Genomic DNA, 16,885 nt, shown 5'->3' with positions numbered 1-16,885 from the left:
CTCAGCGGCCCTCTCCGGAACCTGCGGCGGTCGCGGGCGTGGCGTCGGCGAAGCCCGCGTGGTACTCGACGAAGCCGGCGCGCTGCTCCTCGACGAGCGCGTGGCCCTCGGCGTGGACGTGGTCGAACATCGCGGTGGGCTCCGGATCCGGCATCTGGCGCACCCCGACGCGCACCCGGCGGGCCAGCTCCTCGGCCTCCGCGTCCACCTCGTCGCAGAACGCCTGGTCGGCGAGGCCGGCGTCCAGCAGCCAGGTGCGGTAGCGGTCGATCGGGTCCTTGCGCCGCCACTCGTCCTCCTCGGCGGAGGTGCGGTAGCGCGTGGGGTCGTCGGTGGTGGTGTGCGGGCCCATCCGGTAGGTCACGGCCTCCACCAGCACCGGGCCGCCGCCGGAGCGGGCGTGCTCCAGGGCGGCCTTGGTCACGGCCAGGCAGGCCAGCACGTCGTTGCCGTCCACCCGAACGCCGGGGAAGCCGTAGCCGGAGGCCCGCTGGAACAGCGGGACCCGGGTCTGGTGCTCGATCGACTCGGAGATCGCGTAGTGGTTGTTCTGGCAGAAGAACACCACCGGCGCGTTGTAGACGGAGGCGAAGTTGAACGCCTCGGCCACGTCGCCCTGGCTGGTCGCGCCGTCGCCGAAGTAGGCGACGACGGCCGAGTCGGCGCCGTCCTTGGCCACGCCCATGGCGTAGCCGGTGGCGTGCAGCGTCTGCGCGCCGATCACCAGGGTGTAGAGGTGGAAGTTGCGTTCCTTCGGGTCCCAGCCGCCGTGGGTGACGCCGCGGAAGAGGCCGAACAGGCTCAGCGGGTCCATGCCGCGGCACCAGGCCACGCCGTGCTCGCGGTAGGTCGGGAAGACGTGGTCGTCGGCGCGCAGGGCGCGGCCCGAGCCGATCTGGGCGGCCTCCTGGCCGGCGAGGGAGGCCCACAGGGCCAGCTCGCCCTGGCGGGCGAGCGCGGTGCCCTCGGCGTCGAAGCGCCGGGTCAGCACCATGTCGCGGTAGAGCGAGCGGTACTCGTCGTGGGAGAGGTCCACGGAGTAGCCCGGGTGCTCGACGCGTCGCCCCTCGGGGGTGAGCAGCTGCACGTAGTCCGGGTGGCCACCCGGGGGCTGGACGCTCGGGAAGTCCTCGGGGACGAGGTCCCCCTCGCTGTGAGGGGCAGGCGCCGTCGGCGCCCCGGCTGCACTGTCGACGGTCACGTTCTCTCCTCGGTCTCACCGGCCGCCCGGCGGGTTGCGCCGGTCAGCGGTACGGCTCCTTCCGGCGTCGGCCGGACGGTCTGCCCGTGCCGAGCCGCCAGCGCGTCACGCGGGAACGCGGCGCCGGCTCCGGGGCTTGCCGCTCCGTCGCCGTCGCGCGTGGCCGCGCCCCCGAGGCGGTCTGTCGTTGCCACGCGGGGTGGGCGCGGTAGCGGCGGCCGTTTCGGAGCTCGTTCCGATGACCGATCGTGACCGGGCAAGGGTACCGGCGAGGGTCACGCGGGTCTCGCGGGGTCCACCGATCGGTCGGGGAACCGGACACGGATCCCACGCTAGCCCGCCAACCGGTGTCGTCGTAAGAACTCTGCAACCGTCCGGGTGCACTTCTCTAGGACGACCCGCACAAAAACGGGATCAAGAAAGTTGTCCGGCAGCCGGGAAACTGGGACTTCCTACAAAGTGCCTGACCTTCCTACGATTCTTCCGCCGCAGGCCGCCGGGCCGCTCCCGCACTCACGATCTCGCCACTGTGCGTGACGATCTTGGTCCGTGGGGTGCGCGCGGCGCGGTCACCCCCCATGTGCCACGCTGATCATGTGAGCGAGAACGCGAGGGACGCGAAGGACGCCGCGATCCGGGTCTTCCTGCTGGACGACCACGAGGTGGTCCGCCGGGGCGTGCACGAGCTGCTCTGCGGGGAGCCGGACATCGAGGTCGTCGGCGAGGCCGGCACGGCCGCCGAGGCGCTGAACCGGCTGCCGGCCACCAGACCCGACGTGGCCGTGCTGGACGTCCGCCTCCCGGACGGCAACGGGGTGGAGGTGTGCCGGGAGGTGCGCTCCCAGCTGCCCGAGGTGCAGTGCCTGATGCTGACGTCCTTCGCGGACGACGAGGCGTTGTTCGACGCCATCATGGCAGGTGCGGCCGGCTACGTGCTCAAGGACATCCGCGGCACGGACCTGCTGAGCGCGGTCCGCCAGGTGGCGGCCGGCAACTCGCTGCTGGATCCGGTGGCGACCGGCCGGGTGATGGAGCGGCTGCGGCACGGCGTGGAGTCCGGCGAGCGCGCGGACGACCGGGTGGCGGAGCTGACCGAGCAGGAGCACCGGATCCTGGAGCTGATCGGCGAGGGGCTCACCAACCGGCAGATCGGCGCGCGCCTGCACCTGGCGGAGAAGACGGTGAAGAACTACGTCTCCAGCCTGCTGGCGAAGATGGGCATGGAGCGGCGCACCCAGGCCGCCGCCTACGTGGCCCGGCGGCAGGCCGGGCAGCGCCGCCGCTACGGGCCCTGACCGGCCCCTGACCGGCCCCCGGCACGGCTCGGGCGCCGCACCCCGCGGCTGCCCGTGGGGTGCGGCGCCCGGTGGTGCCGCGTGGGGGAGGTGACCGGTGGGCGGTCAGGGGGTGGTGTTCCCCTCCGAGGAGCTGCTGCCCTCGCTGGTTCCGCCGTCGCTCATGCCGGCGATCACACCGCTGCCCTCGTTGGTGCCGCCGTCGGTGGTGGCGCCCTCGTCGGCGCCGCCGTCGGAGGTGCCCCCGTCGCTGGTTCCGCCGTCGGCGGTCTCGCCCTCGGTGGTTCCGCCTTCGGTGGTGTCGCCCTCGGTGGTCCCGCCCTCGGTGGTGTCGCCCTCGGTGGTCCCGCCCTCGCTGTCGTCGCCCGGGGTGGTCGCGGGGTCCGTGGGCGGTTCGGCGGACGGCGTGGAGTCGCTCGGGTCCGGGGACGGCTCCGGCGAGTAGGTGTCCTGCGGCGGGGTCCACCCGCCGTTGTCCGGCGGCGGGTTGTTGTTCCAGTTGTCGTCGGTGTTGCCGGAGGGGGGATCCTGCGAGGGGGTCTCCTCCTCGTCGTCCTGGGACGGGGACGGCGTGGAGCTCTCCGACTGCGAGACGGACGGGCTGGGGCTCTGCGTCCCGTTCGGGTCGGTGCCCTCGCCCTCGCCGCCGGAGTTGGTGGCGAGCAGCACGCCGACCATCACCGCGACGATGGCGCCGACCAGCAGCGCCACCCACAGCCAGGGGGAGCGGCCGCCGGAGCCGCCGCCGGGCACGCCGTCGTCGTCGTCACCGGGACGCTGCGGGATCAGCGGGCCGCCGGGCCCGCCCGGCCCGCCGGCGCCGGAGCCGTACGCCCCGCCGTCGGCGTAGGCGCCGCCCGCGCCGTAGGCCGCGGTGCCGTAGGTCGCGCCGCCGTCCTGGGCGCCGTACTGGCCGTCGGGGTACTGCTCCCCCGGGTACTGGGCGGCGGCGCCGTACTGGTCCGTGCCGTAGGCGCCGACCGCGCCGGCCGGGGCGATCGCGGTGGCGCCCGGGTCGTCGGGCATCGGCGTGGTGCCGTCGACGGGCGTGCCGTCCGGCGGGGTGTTGCCCGCGTAGCCGGCGGCGGCCACGGCCGCCGCCCCGCCGGCCGCGAAGCCGGCGTCCTCGGCCGTCCAGGCGCCGGCGCGCAGCGCCCGCAGGGTGCGCTGGAGCTCGCCGCGCATCTCCTCGGCGGACTGGAAGCGGTCGTCCGGCTCCTTGGCCAGGGCGCGCAGGGTCAGCGCGTCCAGCAGCGGCGGCACCCGGTCGGTGACCTCGGAGGGCGGCACCGGGTCGTCCTGCACGTGCTGGTAGACGACGGACAGCGGGGTCTCGCCGGTGAACGGCGGCCGGCCGGTGAGCAGCTCGTAGAGGAGGCAGCCGGTGGCGTACAGGTCGGAGCGGGCGTCCACGGCGCGGCCGAGGGCCTGCTCGGGGGAGAGGTACTGCGGGGTGCCCATCACCATGCCGGTCTGCGTCATGGTGGTGGAGGCGCCGTGCAGGGCGCGGGCGATGCCGAAGTCCATCACCTTCACCGCGCCGGTGTTGGTGATGATCACGTTCGCCGGCTTGATGTCCCGGTGCACGATGCCGTGCCGGTGGCTGTAGCCGAGCGCGTCCAGCACCCCGGAGACGACCAGCAGCGCCTGTTCCACCGGCGGCGCCTCGGCGGTCTGCAGGAGTTCCCGGATGGTGCGTCCCTCGACGCACTCCATGACTATGAACGGCACCGACTCGCCGTCGACGATGTCCTCGCCGGTGTCGTAGACGGCGACCACGGCGTGGTGGTTCAGGCCGGCCACGGCCTGTGCCTCGCGGGTGAAGCGGGCGCGGGCGACCGCGTCCTCGGCGAGGTCGGCGCGGAGCATCTTCACCGCGACTATCCGGCCCAGCCGGAGGTCCTCGGCGGCGTACACCTCGGCCATGCCGCCGCGACCGAGCCGGCGCTGCAACTGGTAGCGGCCCTCGCCCACGGTGCCCGTCCGGCCGTTGCCGGAGCCGTTACCGCCCGTGCCGGCCGTCTCGCCGGAGCCGTCCGGCCCGGTGGCGCCGCCGTACGGCGTCCGCTCGTGGTCAGGGTCTCCCTGCGGCGTCTGTGCCATCACTCCTCGCCGTCGTTCCCGGTCGGCTGGTACACGCTGTCCTCGTCCTCCTGCCCGACGCGACGCCGCGTTGGACGTGCCGGTGCCATCCTCCCCGCCCACGATTGTCCGTCCTCCGCGCGGGCGGCCCGACCGGCCCGGAGCGCGGAGGGGGGTCCTCCGGTGGGCGGGCCCATGCGCTGCAAGGCCCCGTCGACGCACGGTGCGCGCACGCCGATTGCCGAACGCTACTAAAGATTCGGCTCCGGCATCGGACCGGTCCACCGGGGCGGGGGGTCTGCACCCGTCGCCGACGGAGCCGCCGTGAACGCTGTGACCAGGTCATTCGCGGCGGCTACGGAACCACCCAGACGGTGACGGTGCTGCCCGGCTCGACCAGTTCGTAGGAGCCGGGGTCCTGTTCGATGACGTCACCCGAGTCGAACAGGGACTCCTCCTCGGCCACCTGCTCGTCCAGGACGAGGCCGGCGTTCTCGACGCAGGTGCGGGCGTCCGCGATGGTCATCAGCGTGACCGCCGGGACGTACACCTCGCCGTCCTCCTCCTCCGGGCTGCACAGGATGTCCAGGTCGTCGGCGTCCAGCGAGAGGGCGTCGGTGCCGGCGGAGCCCGAGCTGCTGCTCGATCCGCCGGAGGAGCCGCCAGAGCCGCTGGCGTCGTCGCTGGTGTTGATGCCGATCGCCATCAGGATCAGCAGCAGCGCGAAGAAGCCCAGGACGACGGCGCCGATCACGATCAGCGCGGTGGACCCGCCGCTGCCGCCCGGGCGGGAGGGCGCCGGCGTGAAGGAGCCGGGCGGCGGGGTGGGCGCCGGGGCGGGCCGGGGCGCCGTCGGGTAGGGCGGGGGCGTGGAGGCGCCGGGGCGCGGACCGTAGGGCGTCGCGGTGGGGGCGGGCGTCGCCGGGCCGTAGGAGGGCTGGCCGGGGTAGCCACCGGGGCCCGCGGTGGACGGCGTCTGCGGCTGGGGGGTGGCGTAGCCGCCGCCCGCGCCGGTCCCGGCGCCCGTGCCGACCGGGGGCGGGGGCGGGGGCGTCGCGGGGCCGGCCGGCCCGCCGACCGGGGCGCCGCCGCCGGACATCACCCGGCGTATCTCCTGGGCCATCGTCTCGGCGCTGGGGAAGCGCTCGGCCGGGTCCTTGGCCAGGGCCCGCACCACCAGGGCGTCCACCCCGGGCGGCACGGAGCGGTTGAACTCCGACGGGCGCGGCGGCGGGGCCTGCACGTGCTGGTAGGCCACGGCCAGCGGCGAGTCGCCGTCGAACGGGGTGCGGCCGGTCAGCAGTTCGAACAGCATGCAGCCGACCGAGTACAGGTCGGAGCGGGCGTCCACCTGGCGGCCGAGGGCCTGTTCCGGGGAGAGGTACTGCGGGGTGCCGACGACCATGCCGGTCTGCGTCATGGAGGTCACGCCGGACTGGAGGGCGCGGGCGATGCCGAAGTCCATGACCTTGACCTCGCCGCGGCCGGTGACCATGACGTTGCCCGGCTTGATGTCGCGGTGCACCAGCCCGCACTCGTGGCTGGCCTCCAGGGCCGCCAGCACGTGCGTGGTGATGGTGGTGGCGCGCTCCACGGACAGCGCGCCGGAGGTGGCCACCGCCTCGTCCAGCACCTCGCGCAGCGAGCGGCCCTCGACGTACTCCATGACGATGAACGGCACGCTGGCGCCGTCGAGGACGTCCTCGCCGCTGTCGAACACCGAGACGATGTTGGAGTGGTTCAGCCGGGCGACGGCCTGCGCCTCGCGCCGGAACCGCTCCCGGAAGGACTGCTCCCGGCCCAGCTCGGTGTGGAGCGTCTTCACCGCCACCGTGCGGTCCAGGACGGTGTCGTGGGCCCGGTGCACGGAGGCCATGCCGCCCTGGCCGAGGAGGTCCTGGAGCAGGTATCGGCCGTGGCCGACGGAGCGGCCCCTGGCGTCACCGCCGTGCTGGTCGCGGCCGGGAAGGTCCGCTCCGCCGTCCATCTGCTTCTACTCTCCCCCTGGGAAACACCTGGTGGATGACCGACGGTAGCGCGCGCCATCTGCGGTTGGGTACTCGCGGCCCCCCGGATCGAGGGGTCGGCGCGTGATCGTGTCCGGCCTGTGACCGGTGCCTGGTGCGTCCTACTCATGCGGGCTACTCACCCGCGCGCGTGCGGATACCCGGGTACCCCTCGGTAACCGGCTTTCGGCGACGGCTCACGGTGACCCCTCCCGGTGACCGGAAGGGGCGGGGCGTCCGGCTCGGTGGAGAGCCGGAGACCCCGCCGTCGCGCTGCGGAGCCGACCTACAGGTAGGGACCGGAGCCGGAACCGCCCGGTTCCCCGCGGCCCTCGCGGCCGTCCTCCGAGAGGACCCCGGCGCCCGCCGGCAGCGCCCGCCGCATCTGCTCCAGCTGGGCCCGCGCGGCCATCTGCTGGGCGAACAGCGCCGTCTGGATGCCGTGGAAGAGGCCCTCCAGCCACCCGACCAGCTGCGCCTGGGCGATCCGCAGCTCGGCGTCGCTGGGCACTCCGTCGTCGGTGAACGGCAGGGAGAGACGTTCCAGCTCCTCCACCAGCTCGGGGGCGAGCCCCTGCTCCAGCTCCTTGACCGAGCTGGCGTGGATCTCCTTGAGCCGGGCGCGGCTGGCCTCGTCCAGAGGCGCGGCGCGCACCTCCTCCAGCAACTGCTTGATCATGCTGCCGATGCGCATGACCTTCGCGGGCTGCTCGACCATCTCGCTCAGCGGGGTCTGCCCGCCCTGCTCGGCGTTCTCGGTGTCCTCCCCCGAGCCGGTCGCGCGGCGGGCTCGGCCGCCGCCCATCGCCATCCCGTCCGGCCCGACGATCAGGACCTGGGGGTGTTCCTGGGATCCGTCGTTCATCGGCACACTCATGCGCTCCATTCTCCCCCACGGCGCGGACATCCCGGGCCGCGAGGGCGGTATGTCCGGGTGTACGGGGGAACGGTGACGGCCCGCGCCGCGGCGGGGTGGGTGGGCCGGGTGGAGGGCCCGTGCTCGGCGGGGCGAGTCGGCCACCGGGGCCGTCGCCGTCCGCGCGGACGACCGGGGCGGGGAAGAGGACGGCGGCGGCGCGGTGATCGCGGTGTTCGCGGTGTTCGCGGTGGTGGGAACGGTGATGTCCGTCGAGGTGACTCCGCCGCCGACCGCCGGCTTTCCGCCGGGACACTCCGCTTCGGTGAAGGCGTCCTTGGCGAACCGGTTGCCCGAGCCGGCTACCTGCGCGGCCAGGGAGCAGGTCAGTGAGCCCGCCGAGGAGGTCACCCGGGGTGCGGGAATTCGTGCCGGTGGGTGGAAACGCCTCCGATCGGCGTAGGGAAATGCTCGTCGGACCGATTGTGCGATATTCGGTGAGGAATTCGGCGAGCGGTCCCCCTGGTCGCGGAGTCGGCGAATTCGACCGCTCCCCCGGCCGCCGTGTCGGGAATGCGTTCTCCCTCCCCGCCGGTGGCCGAGGCGCTGGAGTGGCCGACACTAGATTGCCTAGCGCTGCTAGAATCGAGCCATGTCCGTAGCCCAGCGCCGCGAGCGCGAACGAGCCCAGCGCCACCGACTGATCATCACGGCCGCGCGGGAACTGGCCGAGGCGGAGGGCTGGGAGGCCGTCACCACCCGGCGGCTGGCCGAGCGGGTGGAGTACAGCCAGCCCGTCCTCTACAGCCACTTCTCCGGCAAGGACGCCATCGTCCGCGCGGTGGCGCTGGAGGGGTTCGAGGAGCTGACCACCCAGGTGCGTCGGGCCCGCCAGACCGCGGCGCCCGAGGGCGGCGATCCGGCCGCGCCCACCGCGGCGCTGCACGCCGTGGGCTCCGCCTACCTGGAGTTCGCCGCCACCCGCCCCGCCCTCTACCAGGCGATGTTCGTGCTCCCCACCGACCTCGCCTTCGCCAGCGACGAGACCCCGCCACCGCTGCGCGCCGCCTTCGAGGAGTTCGTCGCCGCCTTCGACGACCACGTCCCGAACGCCCCCCTGCACGCGGAGGTCTTCTGGAGCGCGCTGCACGGCCTGGCCTCGCTCGCCCGCGGCGGTCGCATCCCGCCCGAGCACCAGCGCGTCCGGCTCGACCTCCTCGTCGCCCGCTTCCTCGGCTGAGCCCCGCCGCGCGCCGGCCCGTCACACCGCCATGGTCGGGGGCGCACCGCCCCGCCGGGCGGACGGATCGTAGGCCCGCCACGCCGCCGCCAGCCGTCGGACCGCCTCGCTCAGCTCCTCCTCCGGCAGCACGAAGTGCAGGCGCAGGAACTCCCGGCTCCCCCCGGAGGCGTCCAACCCGCCGCCCGGCAGCACGGCCACCCCGTGCCGCAGCGCGGCCTGCGCGAACGAGGTGCCGTCGCCCTGCGGCAGCCGTACCCACAGCGTGTGCCCGCCGGCCACCGGCGGCACGTCCCACTCCGGCAGGTGCCGGGCGAGCTCCGCCCGCAGCCGGTCGTGGCGCGCCCGGCGCTCCACGGCCCGCCGCCGGCGCACGGCGTCGAGGCGGGGCAGCAACTCGGCGGCGGCCAGCTGCGCCGGCACGTCACCGCCCAGGTCCCGCACCGCCCGGAGCCGGGCCAGCCGGGCCACCACGGGAGCCGCCGCCCGCACCCAGCCCACCCGCGACCCGCCCCAGGCCACCTTGGACAGCGAACCCACCGAGACCACCGCCTCCCCCCGCGGGGCGTAGGCCGCCAGCGGAGGAGGCGTCACCTCCCCGCCGGGGCCAGCCTCCCCGCCGGGGCTCGCCTCCGTTCCGGGGAACGCCAGCCCGGCGAGGACCTCGTCGTCGATCAGCGGCACCCCCGCGCCGGCCGCCTCCTCCACCAGCCGCCGGCGCGCCAGCGCGGACAGCACCGCGCCCGTCGGGTTGTGGAAGGTCGGGACCGCGTAGGCCAGCACCGGCCGCCGCTCGCGCGCCGCCGCCGCCAGGCCCGCCAGCCCCACCGGCAGCCCCCGCACCACGGCGCCCTCCTCCCGGAACGCCTCCAGCGCGCCCGGGTACGTCGGCGCCTCCACCAGCACGTGGTCCCCGGGCCGGACGAACGCGCGGGCGAGCAGCGACAACGCCTGCTGGGCGCCGCCGGTGACCAGGATCTGCTCCGGCTGAGTCGGCACCCCGCGCGCCGTGTAGTGCTCGGCCAGGGCCCGCCGCAGCGCCGGGTGGCCGGAGGGGTGGTAGCCGATGTCGCCGCTGATCGCCGCCAGCCGCGGCGCGATGCGGGCGTACGCCTCCGCCAGCTCCGGCGGCGGCGAGTCGGGCGCCGCGCAGGCCAGCATGATCACGTCCTGCTTGGGTTCCAGCAGGTGGAGGAAGACCGACGCCCCGGTCGTGCCCCGCGTCAGGGCCGCCTCGGGGGGCCCGGCCACCCGCGTCCCACTGCCCTGCCGGCGCACGATCCGCCCCTGGAGGCGCAGCTCGTCGTAGGCCGCGACGACCGTGCCCCGCCCGACGGCCAGCGCCGGGGCGAGCGCCCGGTCCGTGGGCAGCGGCGCGCCGGGCGGCAGCTCCCCCTCGTCGATCAGCCGCCGCAGCCGCGCGGCGAGCAGCACGTACAACGGCCCGCGCCCGGAGGACCAGCGGCCCAGGCGTTCGGCGAGGTCGGTCGCGATCAACTCCATTGGCTCCATGGTCGGACCAATTCTCCCCGATTGGCTCTACGCCCGCCGCGCCCCCGCCCGCAGGATCTCCCCCATGACGACACACCACGAAGCCCCGGCGGACGCCGCCCCCGTCTCCGTCCCCGACACCGTCGCCGCCCTCCCCGGCCCCTGGCAGCAGCGCACCCTCGCGACGGTCAACGAGTCCGTGGTCCGCGTCGCCCGCCTGGAGGGGGCGTTCCCCTGGCACCACCACGACGAGGACGAGATGTTCCTGTGCTGGGACGGCACCTTCCGCATCGAACTGGAGGGCCGTGCCCCGGTGACCCTGCGGGCCGGCGAGCTCTTCGTGGTCCCCAGGGGCCTGCGCCACCGCCCCGTGGCCGACGAACCGGCCCACACCCTCCTGTTCGAACACCCGGAGACCAAGCAGTACGGCAACTGACGGCACGCCGTGCGGCCCCGGTCCGGGACCCTTCAGGGCCCCGGACCGGGTGGGCATCACGCGGCCGGCGTCACGCCCACGGGTCGCTGAACGACCGTCCGGGGACCGGCTTGGCGACGAGCGCGACGGCGATGAAGAAGTTGACCTGCCCGATGGCGAAGGTCAGGGTGCTCAGCGCCTTGTCGTCGTAGTGCTCCGACACCTGGGCGTACAGCTCGTCGGAGACCCGCTCGCCGTGCGTGGAGGGCTGGAGCACCGCCTCCACCAGCGCCAGCGCGGCGCGCTCGGCCGAGGTGAAGTACGGCGAGTCCTGCCAGGACGCCACCGACGTGATCCGCTCCTCCGACTCCCCGGCCTTGCGGAGGAATCCGGTGTGCAGGACGGTCAGGTAGGTGCTGCCGACGATCTGCCCGGCGCGCAGCTGGACCAGGCTGATCGTGCTCCGCGGCACCGACCCGTTGCCCACCGCCTTGAACAGCGCCGCCGACACCCCGGCGAGCTCGGGCACGAGCTGCGCGGGGTCCTGCGCCATCCGCGGGCGCATCGGGATCTCGGCGGTGATCGAGCGTGCTTCCGTCATCGTTGTCCCCTTCGGGCTTGCTTGCCGTTGCTGTCACTGCCCTGACGGATGGCGGCGCGGGAATGTGACAGGGCCTCTCGACACTCCTCTCGATCTGCGGCGACAGCCCAACCGGGCAGCACGGGAACGCCCCGTGTGTCGGCCACCCGCCCGATGTCCTCCGACCCGGAGGGCATCACGGTCCAGGCCATCGAAGCCGACCGTCACGAACTCAGCGGCCCGCCCGCACGGTCGCCTCCGCCGCTACTTGTCGGACAGCTTGAGGTTGGGGACCCGGAGCGCCGCCACGACGAAGGCGACCAGCGTCACGGCGGCTCCGGTCAGGAACACCACCTGCATCGAGGAGGCGTAGCCCTCCAGGAACGGCCGGGCCACCTCGGGGTCGAGGACGCCGAGAAACGTGGAGTCCTCCAGGTTCACCGAGCCGTCCGCCCGCAGCACCCCCTCCAGTGCCTCCGCGTTCGGTGCCTGCTCGGTGGCGGCGCGGAAGGACGGGTCGCCGAGCGCGCCGGCCAGGCGGTCCGTGATCCGGCCCCCGGCCAGGGAGAACAGGATGGACAGGAACGCCGCCGCACCCACCGTGCCGCCGTTGGAGCGGAAGAAGTTCACCGACGCCGTCGCCGCGCCCATGTCCTGCCGGGGCACCTCGGACTGGGCCAGCGTGGTGAGCGTCTGCATCGCCGCGCCCATGCCGGCGCCGACGAACACCATGCCGATCGCCGTGTACCACAGCGGGGTGTCGACATCGAGCGTGGCGTAGACGCCCATCGCCACCACGAAGCTGCCGATGCCGGCCACCAGGTGCACCTTGAACCGGCCGGTGCGCGAGATCAGCCGGCCGACCAGCAGCGTCACGGCGAGGTTGGCGGCGATGGTGGGCAGGGTGGCCAGGCCGGCCGCGATCGGGCTCATGCCCTGGACGAGCTGGAGGTACAGCGGCAGCGTGGTCATCGCGCCGAACATCCCGATGCCCACCATGAAGTGCAGGATGTTGCCGAGGCGGAACGTCCGTATGCGGAACAGCCGCAGCGGCAGCAGGGCGGCGTCGCCCATCCGGCGCTCGATCAGCACGAACGCCACCAGACCCACCGCGCCCACGAGGTACATCGCCACCGAGCGCGCGGAGCCCCACCCCCAGGTGCGGCCCTGCTCGGCGACGGTCAGCAGCGGGACGAGCCCGACCACCAGCGCCGCCGCGCCCGCGTAGTCCAGCCGGTGGCGGACCGGCTGGTGCGGGAGCTGGCGCAGCACCCGCGTGATCACGGCCATCGCCACCACCGACAGCGGCACGTTGAGCAGGAAGATCCAGCGCCAGCCGGCCATGCCCAGCAGGTTCTCCTGCCCGGCGAGCAGCCCGCCCAGCAGCGGCCCGACCACGCTGGCGGTGCCGAAGACGGCCATGAAGAAGCCCTGGTAGCGGCCGCGTTCGCGGGGTGAGGTGATGTCCGCGATGACCGTCATGGCCAGCGACATCAGTCCGCCGCCACCCAGGCCCTGGAGTGCCCGGAACGCCGCGAGCTGGTACATCGAGGTGGCGAAGCCGCACAGCAGCGAGCCGACCGCGAAGAGCACGATGGCGACCAGGTAGACGGGGCGGCGGCCGTAGATGTCGGAGAGCTTGCCGTACAGCGGGGTGGCGATGGTGCCGGTGATCAGGTAGGCGGTGGTGACCCACGCCTGGGCGGTCAGCCCGTCCAGGTCGTCGGCGATGGTGCGCAGCGCGGAGGAGATCACCGTCTGGTCGAGCGCGCCGAGGAACATCCCGATCATCAGCCCGGAGAGCACCGTGACGACCTGTCGGTGGGTCAGGCGGGTGGGCGGGTCGCCGGCGGCCTGGGGTGCCGTGGCTTGTGAGGACGTCACAGTCGCTTCCTTGTCGGGCCGGGGGCGGAGGGAGGTGGCGGGGGGAAGGGAAGGCGGCGGTGGGTGGTGGCGGGCCGGCCCGGGGCGCGGCCCGCCACCACGCCGGGGCGCTAGCCGACCAGCTTCTCCAGGTCGGTCACCGCGCTGTCCAGCTCGGGCAGCGCCAGCATCGCCAGCCGGGCCTGGCGGGCCCGCGCGGTGATCGCCGGGTCGGCGATGACGTCCCGGCAGACCTTGGCGATGCCCTCCGGGGTGCGGTCGGTGATCTCCCGGCCCAGGCCGAGCTCCTCCACGCGCCTGGCGTTGTGCATCTGGTCGCCGAACGCCGGCAGCACCGCCATCGGGGTGGCGCTGCGCAGCGACTCCCGGATGCTGTTGAACCCGCCGTGGGTGACGAAGAGGTCCACGGCCTCCAGCAGCAGCGGCTGCGGCAGCCGCTCGGTCAGGTGGACGTGCTCCGGGACCTCGACGCCCTCCATCGGCACGCCGGCGGTGGCCACGATCACGGTGCACTCCCGCAGCATCGACACCCCCGCGACCATCGAGCGCAGCACATCGGCCGGGTCGGGGAAGTCGGGCAGGCCGGCGCTCCCCCGGGCCCTGTCCTTGAGCTGCTCGGTGACCATGGGCAGCGCCGTGCCGATGGCGGCGAACAGCAGCGGGCGGTCGGTGGGCAGTTCGGCCACCCACTCGGGCAGGACGGGGCTGCGGTCCACCAGCGTCTGCCGGTAGGAGCGCAGGGGCGCGTCGTTGCCCGCGAAGGAGAATTCCGCGGGCACGTAGTCGAGCCGGCCGTGCGGGAAGAGCGACAGCGGGTCGGTCTGGGTCGGCAGGCCGAGCTTGGCGCGCTGCGCGTTCAGGCCGGGGAGCAGCCCTTCGGGCGGGAAGATGTTGACGACCCCGGAGGGGATGGCGAACTGCGGGACGCCCAGCTCCTCGGCCAGCAGGACGGCGTGCAGGTCCATGCCGTCGCGCAGCAGCAGGTCCGGACGGAACTTTTGGGCGAGCGGGGCCACGTGCTCCCGGATCGTGGTCAGCATGGGCCCGGTCAGGCCGACGGCCATCCGTCGGAGCAGGGGGGCCATCGGGTCCCCGGCCGTCGCGCCTGCGGAGCCGTCGGTGGTTGCGGAGCGGTCGGCGGACTCGGAGTCGTCCGTCAGGGCGGCCGGCTCCAGCTCGGGGAGGCACACGTTCACGGTGAGGTCGTCCTCGGCGAAGACCGAGGCGAGCGCCGGCGTCGTGGCGACCAGCACCTCGTGTCCGGCCGCGGCCAGCGCACGCGCCAGGGGCAGCATGGCGCGGCCGTGGGAGGGACTTCCGAGGGAGGTACACAGGACCCGCATGGGAGGCGCCTTTCGGATTGGGCGGCCGGGTTGGGGGGCCGCGTTGCGGAGGTGGTGCCGTTGGGGCTGGTGGTGGCGGTGGTACGGGGAGCGGGCGTGTGCGGGTCAGCCGGCCACGGCGAGCGGGCGGCCGATGCCCTGCCAGGACAGTCCGGCGCGGGCCAGCCGCTCCGGTTCCAGCACGTTGCGGTAGTCGTAGACCGTCGGCACCTCGAGCAGGTCGGCGAGGGACTCCCAGTCCAGCTCGCGGAACTGCGGCCACTCGGTGAGGACCACGCAGGCGCCGGCGCCCTTGAGCGCCTCCTCCGGGGTGTCCACGACGGTGACCAGGTCGTCGAGGGCGGCCGGGTGCTGCCCGGTCAGCGCCGGGTCGTAGGCGACGAGTTCGGCGCCGCGGTCGCGCAGCCGGCGGGCCACGGCCAGTGCCGGCGAGTCGCGCAGGTCGGAGGTGCCGGCCTTGAAGGCGAGGCCGAGCAGGGCCAGCCGCACGCCGCGCAGCGAGTCGCCGTCGCCGGCGGATCCGGTGGCGTCGGTCGCGTCGGTCTTCCCAGCTGACTCGTTGGCCTCGGCGGCCTCGGTCGTCCCGGTCGTCCCGGTCGCCTCCGTGGTGCGGTGGGCGTCGGCGATGCGGGCCACCAGGCGGTCCTGGTGCGCCTCGTTGGTGTCGATGGTGGCGCGCAGCAGCGGGAAGTCGACGCCGGCCTGCTCGCAGACGGTCAGCAGCGCGTGGGTGTCCTTGGGCAGGCAGGAGCCGCCCCAGCCGGGTCCGGGCTGGAGGTAGGACGCGCCGATGCGGGGGTCGTGGCCGATGGCCTCGGTGACGTCGCGGATGTCGGCGCCGAAGGTCTCGCAGAGGGTGGCCAGGCTGTTGGCGTAGGACAGCTTCATCGCCAGGAAGCAGTTGGCCGCGTACTTGGCGAGCTCGGCGCTGCCCGCGTCGGTGAGCACCACGGGGGCGTCGAGGTCGGCGTAGAGGTCGGCCACCAGCCGGGCGGCGTCGTCGTCGGCGGAACCGACGACGATCCGGTCGGGGTGGAGGAAGTCGTGCACGGCGCGGCCCTCGCGCAGGAACTCCGGGTTGCTGACGACGGCCACGTCCGACCGGTCCAGCAGCGCGGCGACCCGCTCGGAGGTGCCGACCGGGACGGTGGACTTGTTGACCACCACGCAGCCGGGCGGGAGTGCGGCGCGGATGTCCCCGGCCACCGCCTCGACGGCGGCCAGGTCGGCGGCGCCGCCGGCTCCCATGGGGGTGGGCAGGCAGAGGAAGACCACCTCGGCGCCCTCGACGGCGGCCGTGGTGTCGCGGACGAAGCTCAGCCGGCCCGCCGCTATTCCGTCGCGTACCAGCTCGGGTAGGTCGGGCTCCAGGATGTCCACCTCCGCCCGGCGGAGCCGTTCGATCTTGCCCGCGTCCGCGTCCGCGCACACCACCCGGTGCCCCAGGGCCGCCATGCTGGCGCCCGTGGTGAGGCCCACGTAACCGGTACCGATGACGGCGATGCTTCTTTCGCGCATCGAGAACCACCATTCTCGCTTGAGGAGGGGCGCACGGCGGGGACTCGTCGCTGGTCGCGACGGGGTGTACCGCGTGCGGCCGGTGGTGCACCGCACGCGCAGGGCCCCTCGCGCTCCGGGGTCTCCGCGCTCGCCATGCGAAGTCATCGACTGATGACTTCCTCAACGTAAGCGCGTTCCTGATTGGGAGTCAACGATGGATGACAACGCCCGATGACTTTGAGACATTGCTTGGAGGTTGCACCATGGCAGGCGAGGTCAGCGCAGGTGAGCCGGGACGGCATGGAGGTTTGACAGGTGAACGAAACGGACGTCACCGGCGAATTGAACCCGTGCGTGCGCAGGCGCAGCGCCGGCGCGACCCGCGCCGCGCTGCTGGGGGCGGCCGTCATGCGGTTCGCCAGGCACGGCTACGACAACACCAGCGTCCGTGACATCGCGCGGGACGCGGGGGTGGACGCGGCGCTGGTCTACCGCTACTTCGGCTCCAAGGAAGCCCTGTTCGAGGCCGCGTCGGTGGTGGGCACCCTCTTCGACCCGCTGCTGGAGATGCCACTCGACGAGATACCCGCCTGGGTGGCCGAATTCATCGTCAACGAGCCCACGGATCCCGGCTGGCCGCACCCGGTGATGAGCCTGCTGCGGTCCGCCAACCGCGACGAGGCCACCGAGCGGTTCCGCGAGCACCTCACCCGGATCTTCAGCGTGTCCTTCGCCAAGCGGCTCAGCGGACCCGACGCCGGCGTGCGGGCGGAGCTGTTCGTCGCCTGGTTGCTCGGGTGCAGCATGCTGCGCAGCGTCTTCCGCATGCCCGGGTTGGTGGCCGTCTCCGAGGAGACGCTGCGCCGGCACCTGGCGGCGGCGGCGAAGGCCCTGCTGGAGCCCGACCTCAAGGAGGAGAGCTGACGAGCGGTCGCCGGCTGATCGGCGGTCGCCGGGCTTGACCCTGACACTGGCGGCAGGGTTCCACGATC

13 protein-coding genes are annotated in these 16,885 nt (G+C 73.9%); 4 read left to right on the top strand and 9 right to left on the bottom strand.

The features are described 5' to 3' along the window. Position 1 precedes the first annotated feature (1 nt). Positions 2-1,201 carry a pyruvate dehydrogenase (acetyl-transferring) E1 component subunit alpha gene (pdhA, locus tag FHU37_RS11340; protein WP_179814074.1) on the bottom strand — a complete coding sequence of 400 codons (1,200 nt, stop codon included), beginning with the start codon at positions 1,199-1,201 and terminating at the stop codon, positions 2-4. Positions 1,202-1,779: 578 nt separating this feature from the next. On the opposite strand from pdhA, the gene FHU37_RS11335 reads away from it, so the two are divergent. Next, complete coding sequence (locus FHU37_RS11335; RefSeq protein ID WP_179814073.1) at positions 1,780-2,496, top strand: response regulator; 717 nt, start codon at positions 1,780-1,782, stop codon at positions 2,494-2,496. Between the two features lie 105 nt (positions 2,497-2,601). Here FHU37_RS11335 and FHU37_RS11330 read toward each other — a convergent pair whose 3' ends face one another. The 3 genes from FHU37_RS11330 to FHU37_RS11320 all read right to left on the bottom strand — a co-directional run bounded on the left by FHU37_RS11330 (position 2,602) and on the right by FHU37_RS11320 (position 7,461). Beyond that, positions 2,602-4,599, bottom strand: coding sequence for a protein kinase domain-containing protein (locus tag FHU37_RS11330; RefSeq protein WP_179814072.1), 1,998 nt, complete (start codon positions 4,597-4,599; stop codon positions 2,602-2,604). 334 nt (positions 4,600-4,933) lie between these two features. Beyond that, entirely contained in the window at positions 4,934-6,565 is a 1,632-nt protein-coding gene (locus tag FHU37_RS11325; RefSeq protein WP_179814071.1) for a protein kinase domain-containing protein, read from the bottom strand. A 305-nt stretch (positions 6,566-6,870) separates the two neighbouring features. Continuing rightward, positions 6,871-7,461, bottom strand: coding sequence for a bacterial proteasome activator family protein (locus FHU37_RS11320; protein WP_179814070.1), 591 nt, complete (start codon positions 7,459-7,461; stop codon positions 6,871-6,873). Positions 7,462-8,092: 631 nt separating this feature from the next. Between FHU37_RS11320 and FHU37_RS11315 the strand changes: the two genes are divergently transcribed. Beyond that, the gene (locus FHU37_RS11315; RefSeq protein WP_179814069.1) at positions 8,093-8,680 is read left to right on the top strand and encodes a TetR/AcrR family transcriptional regulator; all 588 of its coding nucleotides are present in this window, start codon (positions 8,093-8,095) and stop codon (positions 8,678-8,680) included. 21 nt (positions 8,681-8,701) lie between these two features. On the opposite strand, the gene FHU37_RS11310 is transcribed toward FHU37_RS11315, so the two are convergent. Then, the gene (locus tag FHU37_RS11310) at positions 8,702-10,183 is read right to left on the bottom strand and encodes an aminotransferase-like domain-containing protein (RefSeq protein WP_246449786.1); all 1,482 of its coding nucleotides are present in this window, start codon (positions 10,181-10,183) and stop codon (positions 8,702-8,704) included. A gap of 73 nt (positions 10,184-10,256) precedes the next feature. Here FHU37_RS11310 and FHU37_RS11305 point away from each other — a divergent pair, with 73 nt between their 5' ends. After that, complete coding sequence (locus FHU37_RS11305; protein ID WP_179814067.1) at positions 10,257-10,607, top strand: cupin domain-containing protein; 351 nt, start codon at positions 10,257-10,259, stop codon at positions 10,605-10,607. A 70-nt stretch (positions 10,608-10,677) separates the two neighbouring features. Here the strand turns inward: FHU37_RS11305 and FHU37_RS11300 are convergent, their stop codons facing one another. The 4 genes from FHU37_RS11300 to FHU37_RS11285 form a co-directional block, all read right to left on the bottom strand. Beyond that, positions 10,678-11,187: a carboxymuconolactone decarboxylase family protein gene (locus FHU37_RS11300; RefSeq protein WP_179814066.1), complete on the bottom strand. Its 510-nt coding sequence runs from the start codon at positions 11,185-11,187 to the stop codon at positions 10,678-10,680. Positions 11,188-11,430: 243 nt separating this feature from the next. Further along, positions 11,431-13,050, bottom strand: coding sequence for an MDR family MFS transporter (locus tag FHU37_RS11295; RefSeq protein ID WP_179814065.1), 1,620 nt, complete (start codon positions 13,048-13,050; stop codon positions 11,431-11,433). 110 nt (positions 13,051-13,160) lie between these two features. Beyond that, positions 13,161-14,345: a glycosyltransferase gene (locus tag FHU37_RS11290; protein WP_246449784.1), complete on the bottom strand. Its 1,185-nt coding sequence runs from the start codon at positions 14,343-14,345 to the stop codon at positions 13,161-13,163. A 153-nt stretch (positions 14,346-14,498) separates the two neighbouring features. Further along, on the bottom strand, positions 14,499-15,911 hold the full coding sequence (locus tag FHU37_RS11285; protein WP_179814063.1) for a UDP-glucose dehydrogenase family protein: 1,413 nt from the start codon (positions 15,909-15,911) through the stop codon (positions 14,499-14,501). A gap of 297 nt (positions 15,912-16,208) precedes the next feature. Between FHU37_RS11285 and FHU37_RS11280 the strand changes: the two genes are divergently transcribed. Then, positions 16,209-16,817 (top strand): TetR/AcrR family transcriptional regulator, encoded by a 609-nt coding sequence (locus tag FHU37_RS11280; RefSeq protein WP_312892553.1) that lies wholly within the window; start codon positions 16,209-16,211, stop codon positions 16,815-16,817. Positions 16,818-16,885 lie beyond the last annotated feature (68 nt).

The organism is Allostreptomyces psammosilenae (genome assembly GCF_013407765.1).
Classification (GTDB): Bacteria; Actinomycetota; Actinomycetes; order Streptomycetales; family Streptomycetaceae; genus Allostreptomyces; species Allostreptomyces psammosilenae.
The sequence above is the reverse complement of the archived record's forward strand: the minus strand, read 5'-3'. Positions and strand labels throughout refer to the sequence as shown.

Excerpts from the sequence above, each read along its gene's own strand:
- FHU37_RS11290 (WP_246449784.1), bottom strand. The coding sequence starts at position 14,345 with ATGCTGCCCCTGGCGCGTGCGCTGGCCGCGGCCGGACACGAGGTGCTG.
- FHU37_RS11320 (WP_179814070.1), bottom strand. The coding sequence starts at position 7,461 with ATGAGTGTGCCGATGAACGACGGATCCCAGGAACACCCCCAGGTCCTG.
- FHU37_RS11325 (WP_179814071.1), bottom strand. The coding sequence starts at position 6,565 with ATGGACGGCGGAGCGGACCTTCCCGGCCGCGACCAGCACGGCGGTGAC.
- FHU37_RS11330 (WP_179814072.1), bottom strand. The coding sequence starts at position 4,599 with ATGGCACAGACGCCGCAGGGAGACCCTGACCACGAGCGGACGCCGTAC.
- FHU37_RS11285 (WP_179814063.1), bottom strand. The coding sequence starts at position 15,911 with ATGCGCGAAAGAAGCATCGCCGTCATCGGTACCGGTTACGTGGGCCTC.
- FHU37_RS11335 (WP_179814073.1), top strand. The coding sequence starts at position 1,780 with ATGTGCCACGCTGATCATGTGAGCGAGAACGCGAGGGACGCGAAGGAC.
- FHU37_RS11300 (WP_179814066.1), bottom strand. The coding sequence starts at position 11,187 with ATGACGGAAGCACGCTCGATCACCGCCGAGATCCCGATGCGCCCGCGG.
- FHU37_RS11315 (WP_179814069.1), top strand. The coding sequence starts at position 8,093 with ATGTCCGTAGCCCAGCGCCGCGAGCGCGAACGAGCCCAGCGCCACCGA.
- FHU37_RS11310 (WP_246449786.1), bottom strand. The coding sequence starts at position 10,183 with ATGGAGTTGATCGCGACCGACCTCGCCGAACGCCTGGGCCGCTGGTCC.
- FHU37_RS11305 (WP_179814067.1), top strand. The coding sequence starts at position 10,257 with ATGACGACACACCACGAAGCCCCGGCGGACGCCGCCCCCGTCTCCGTC.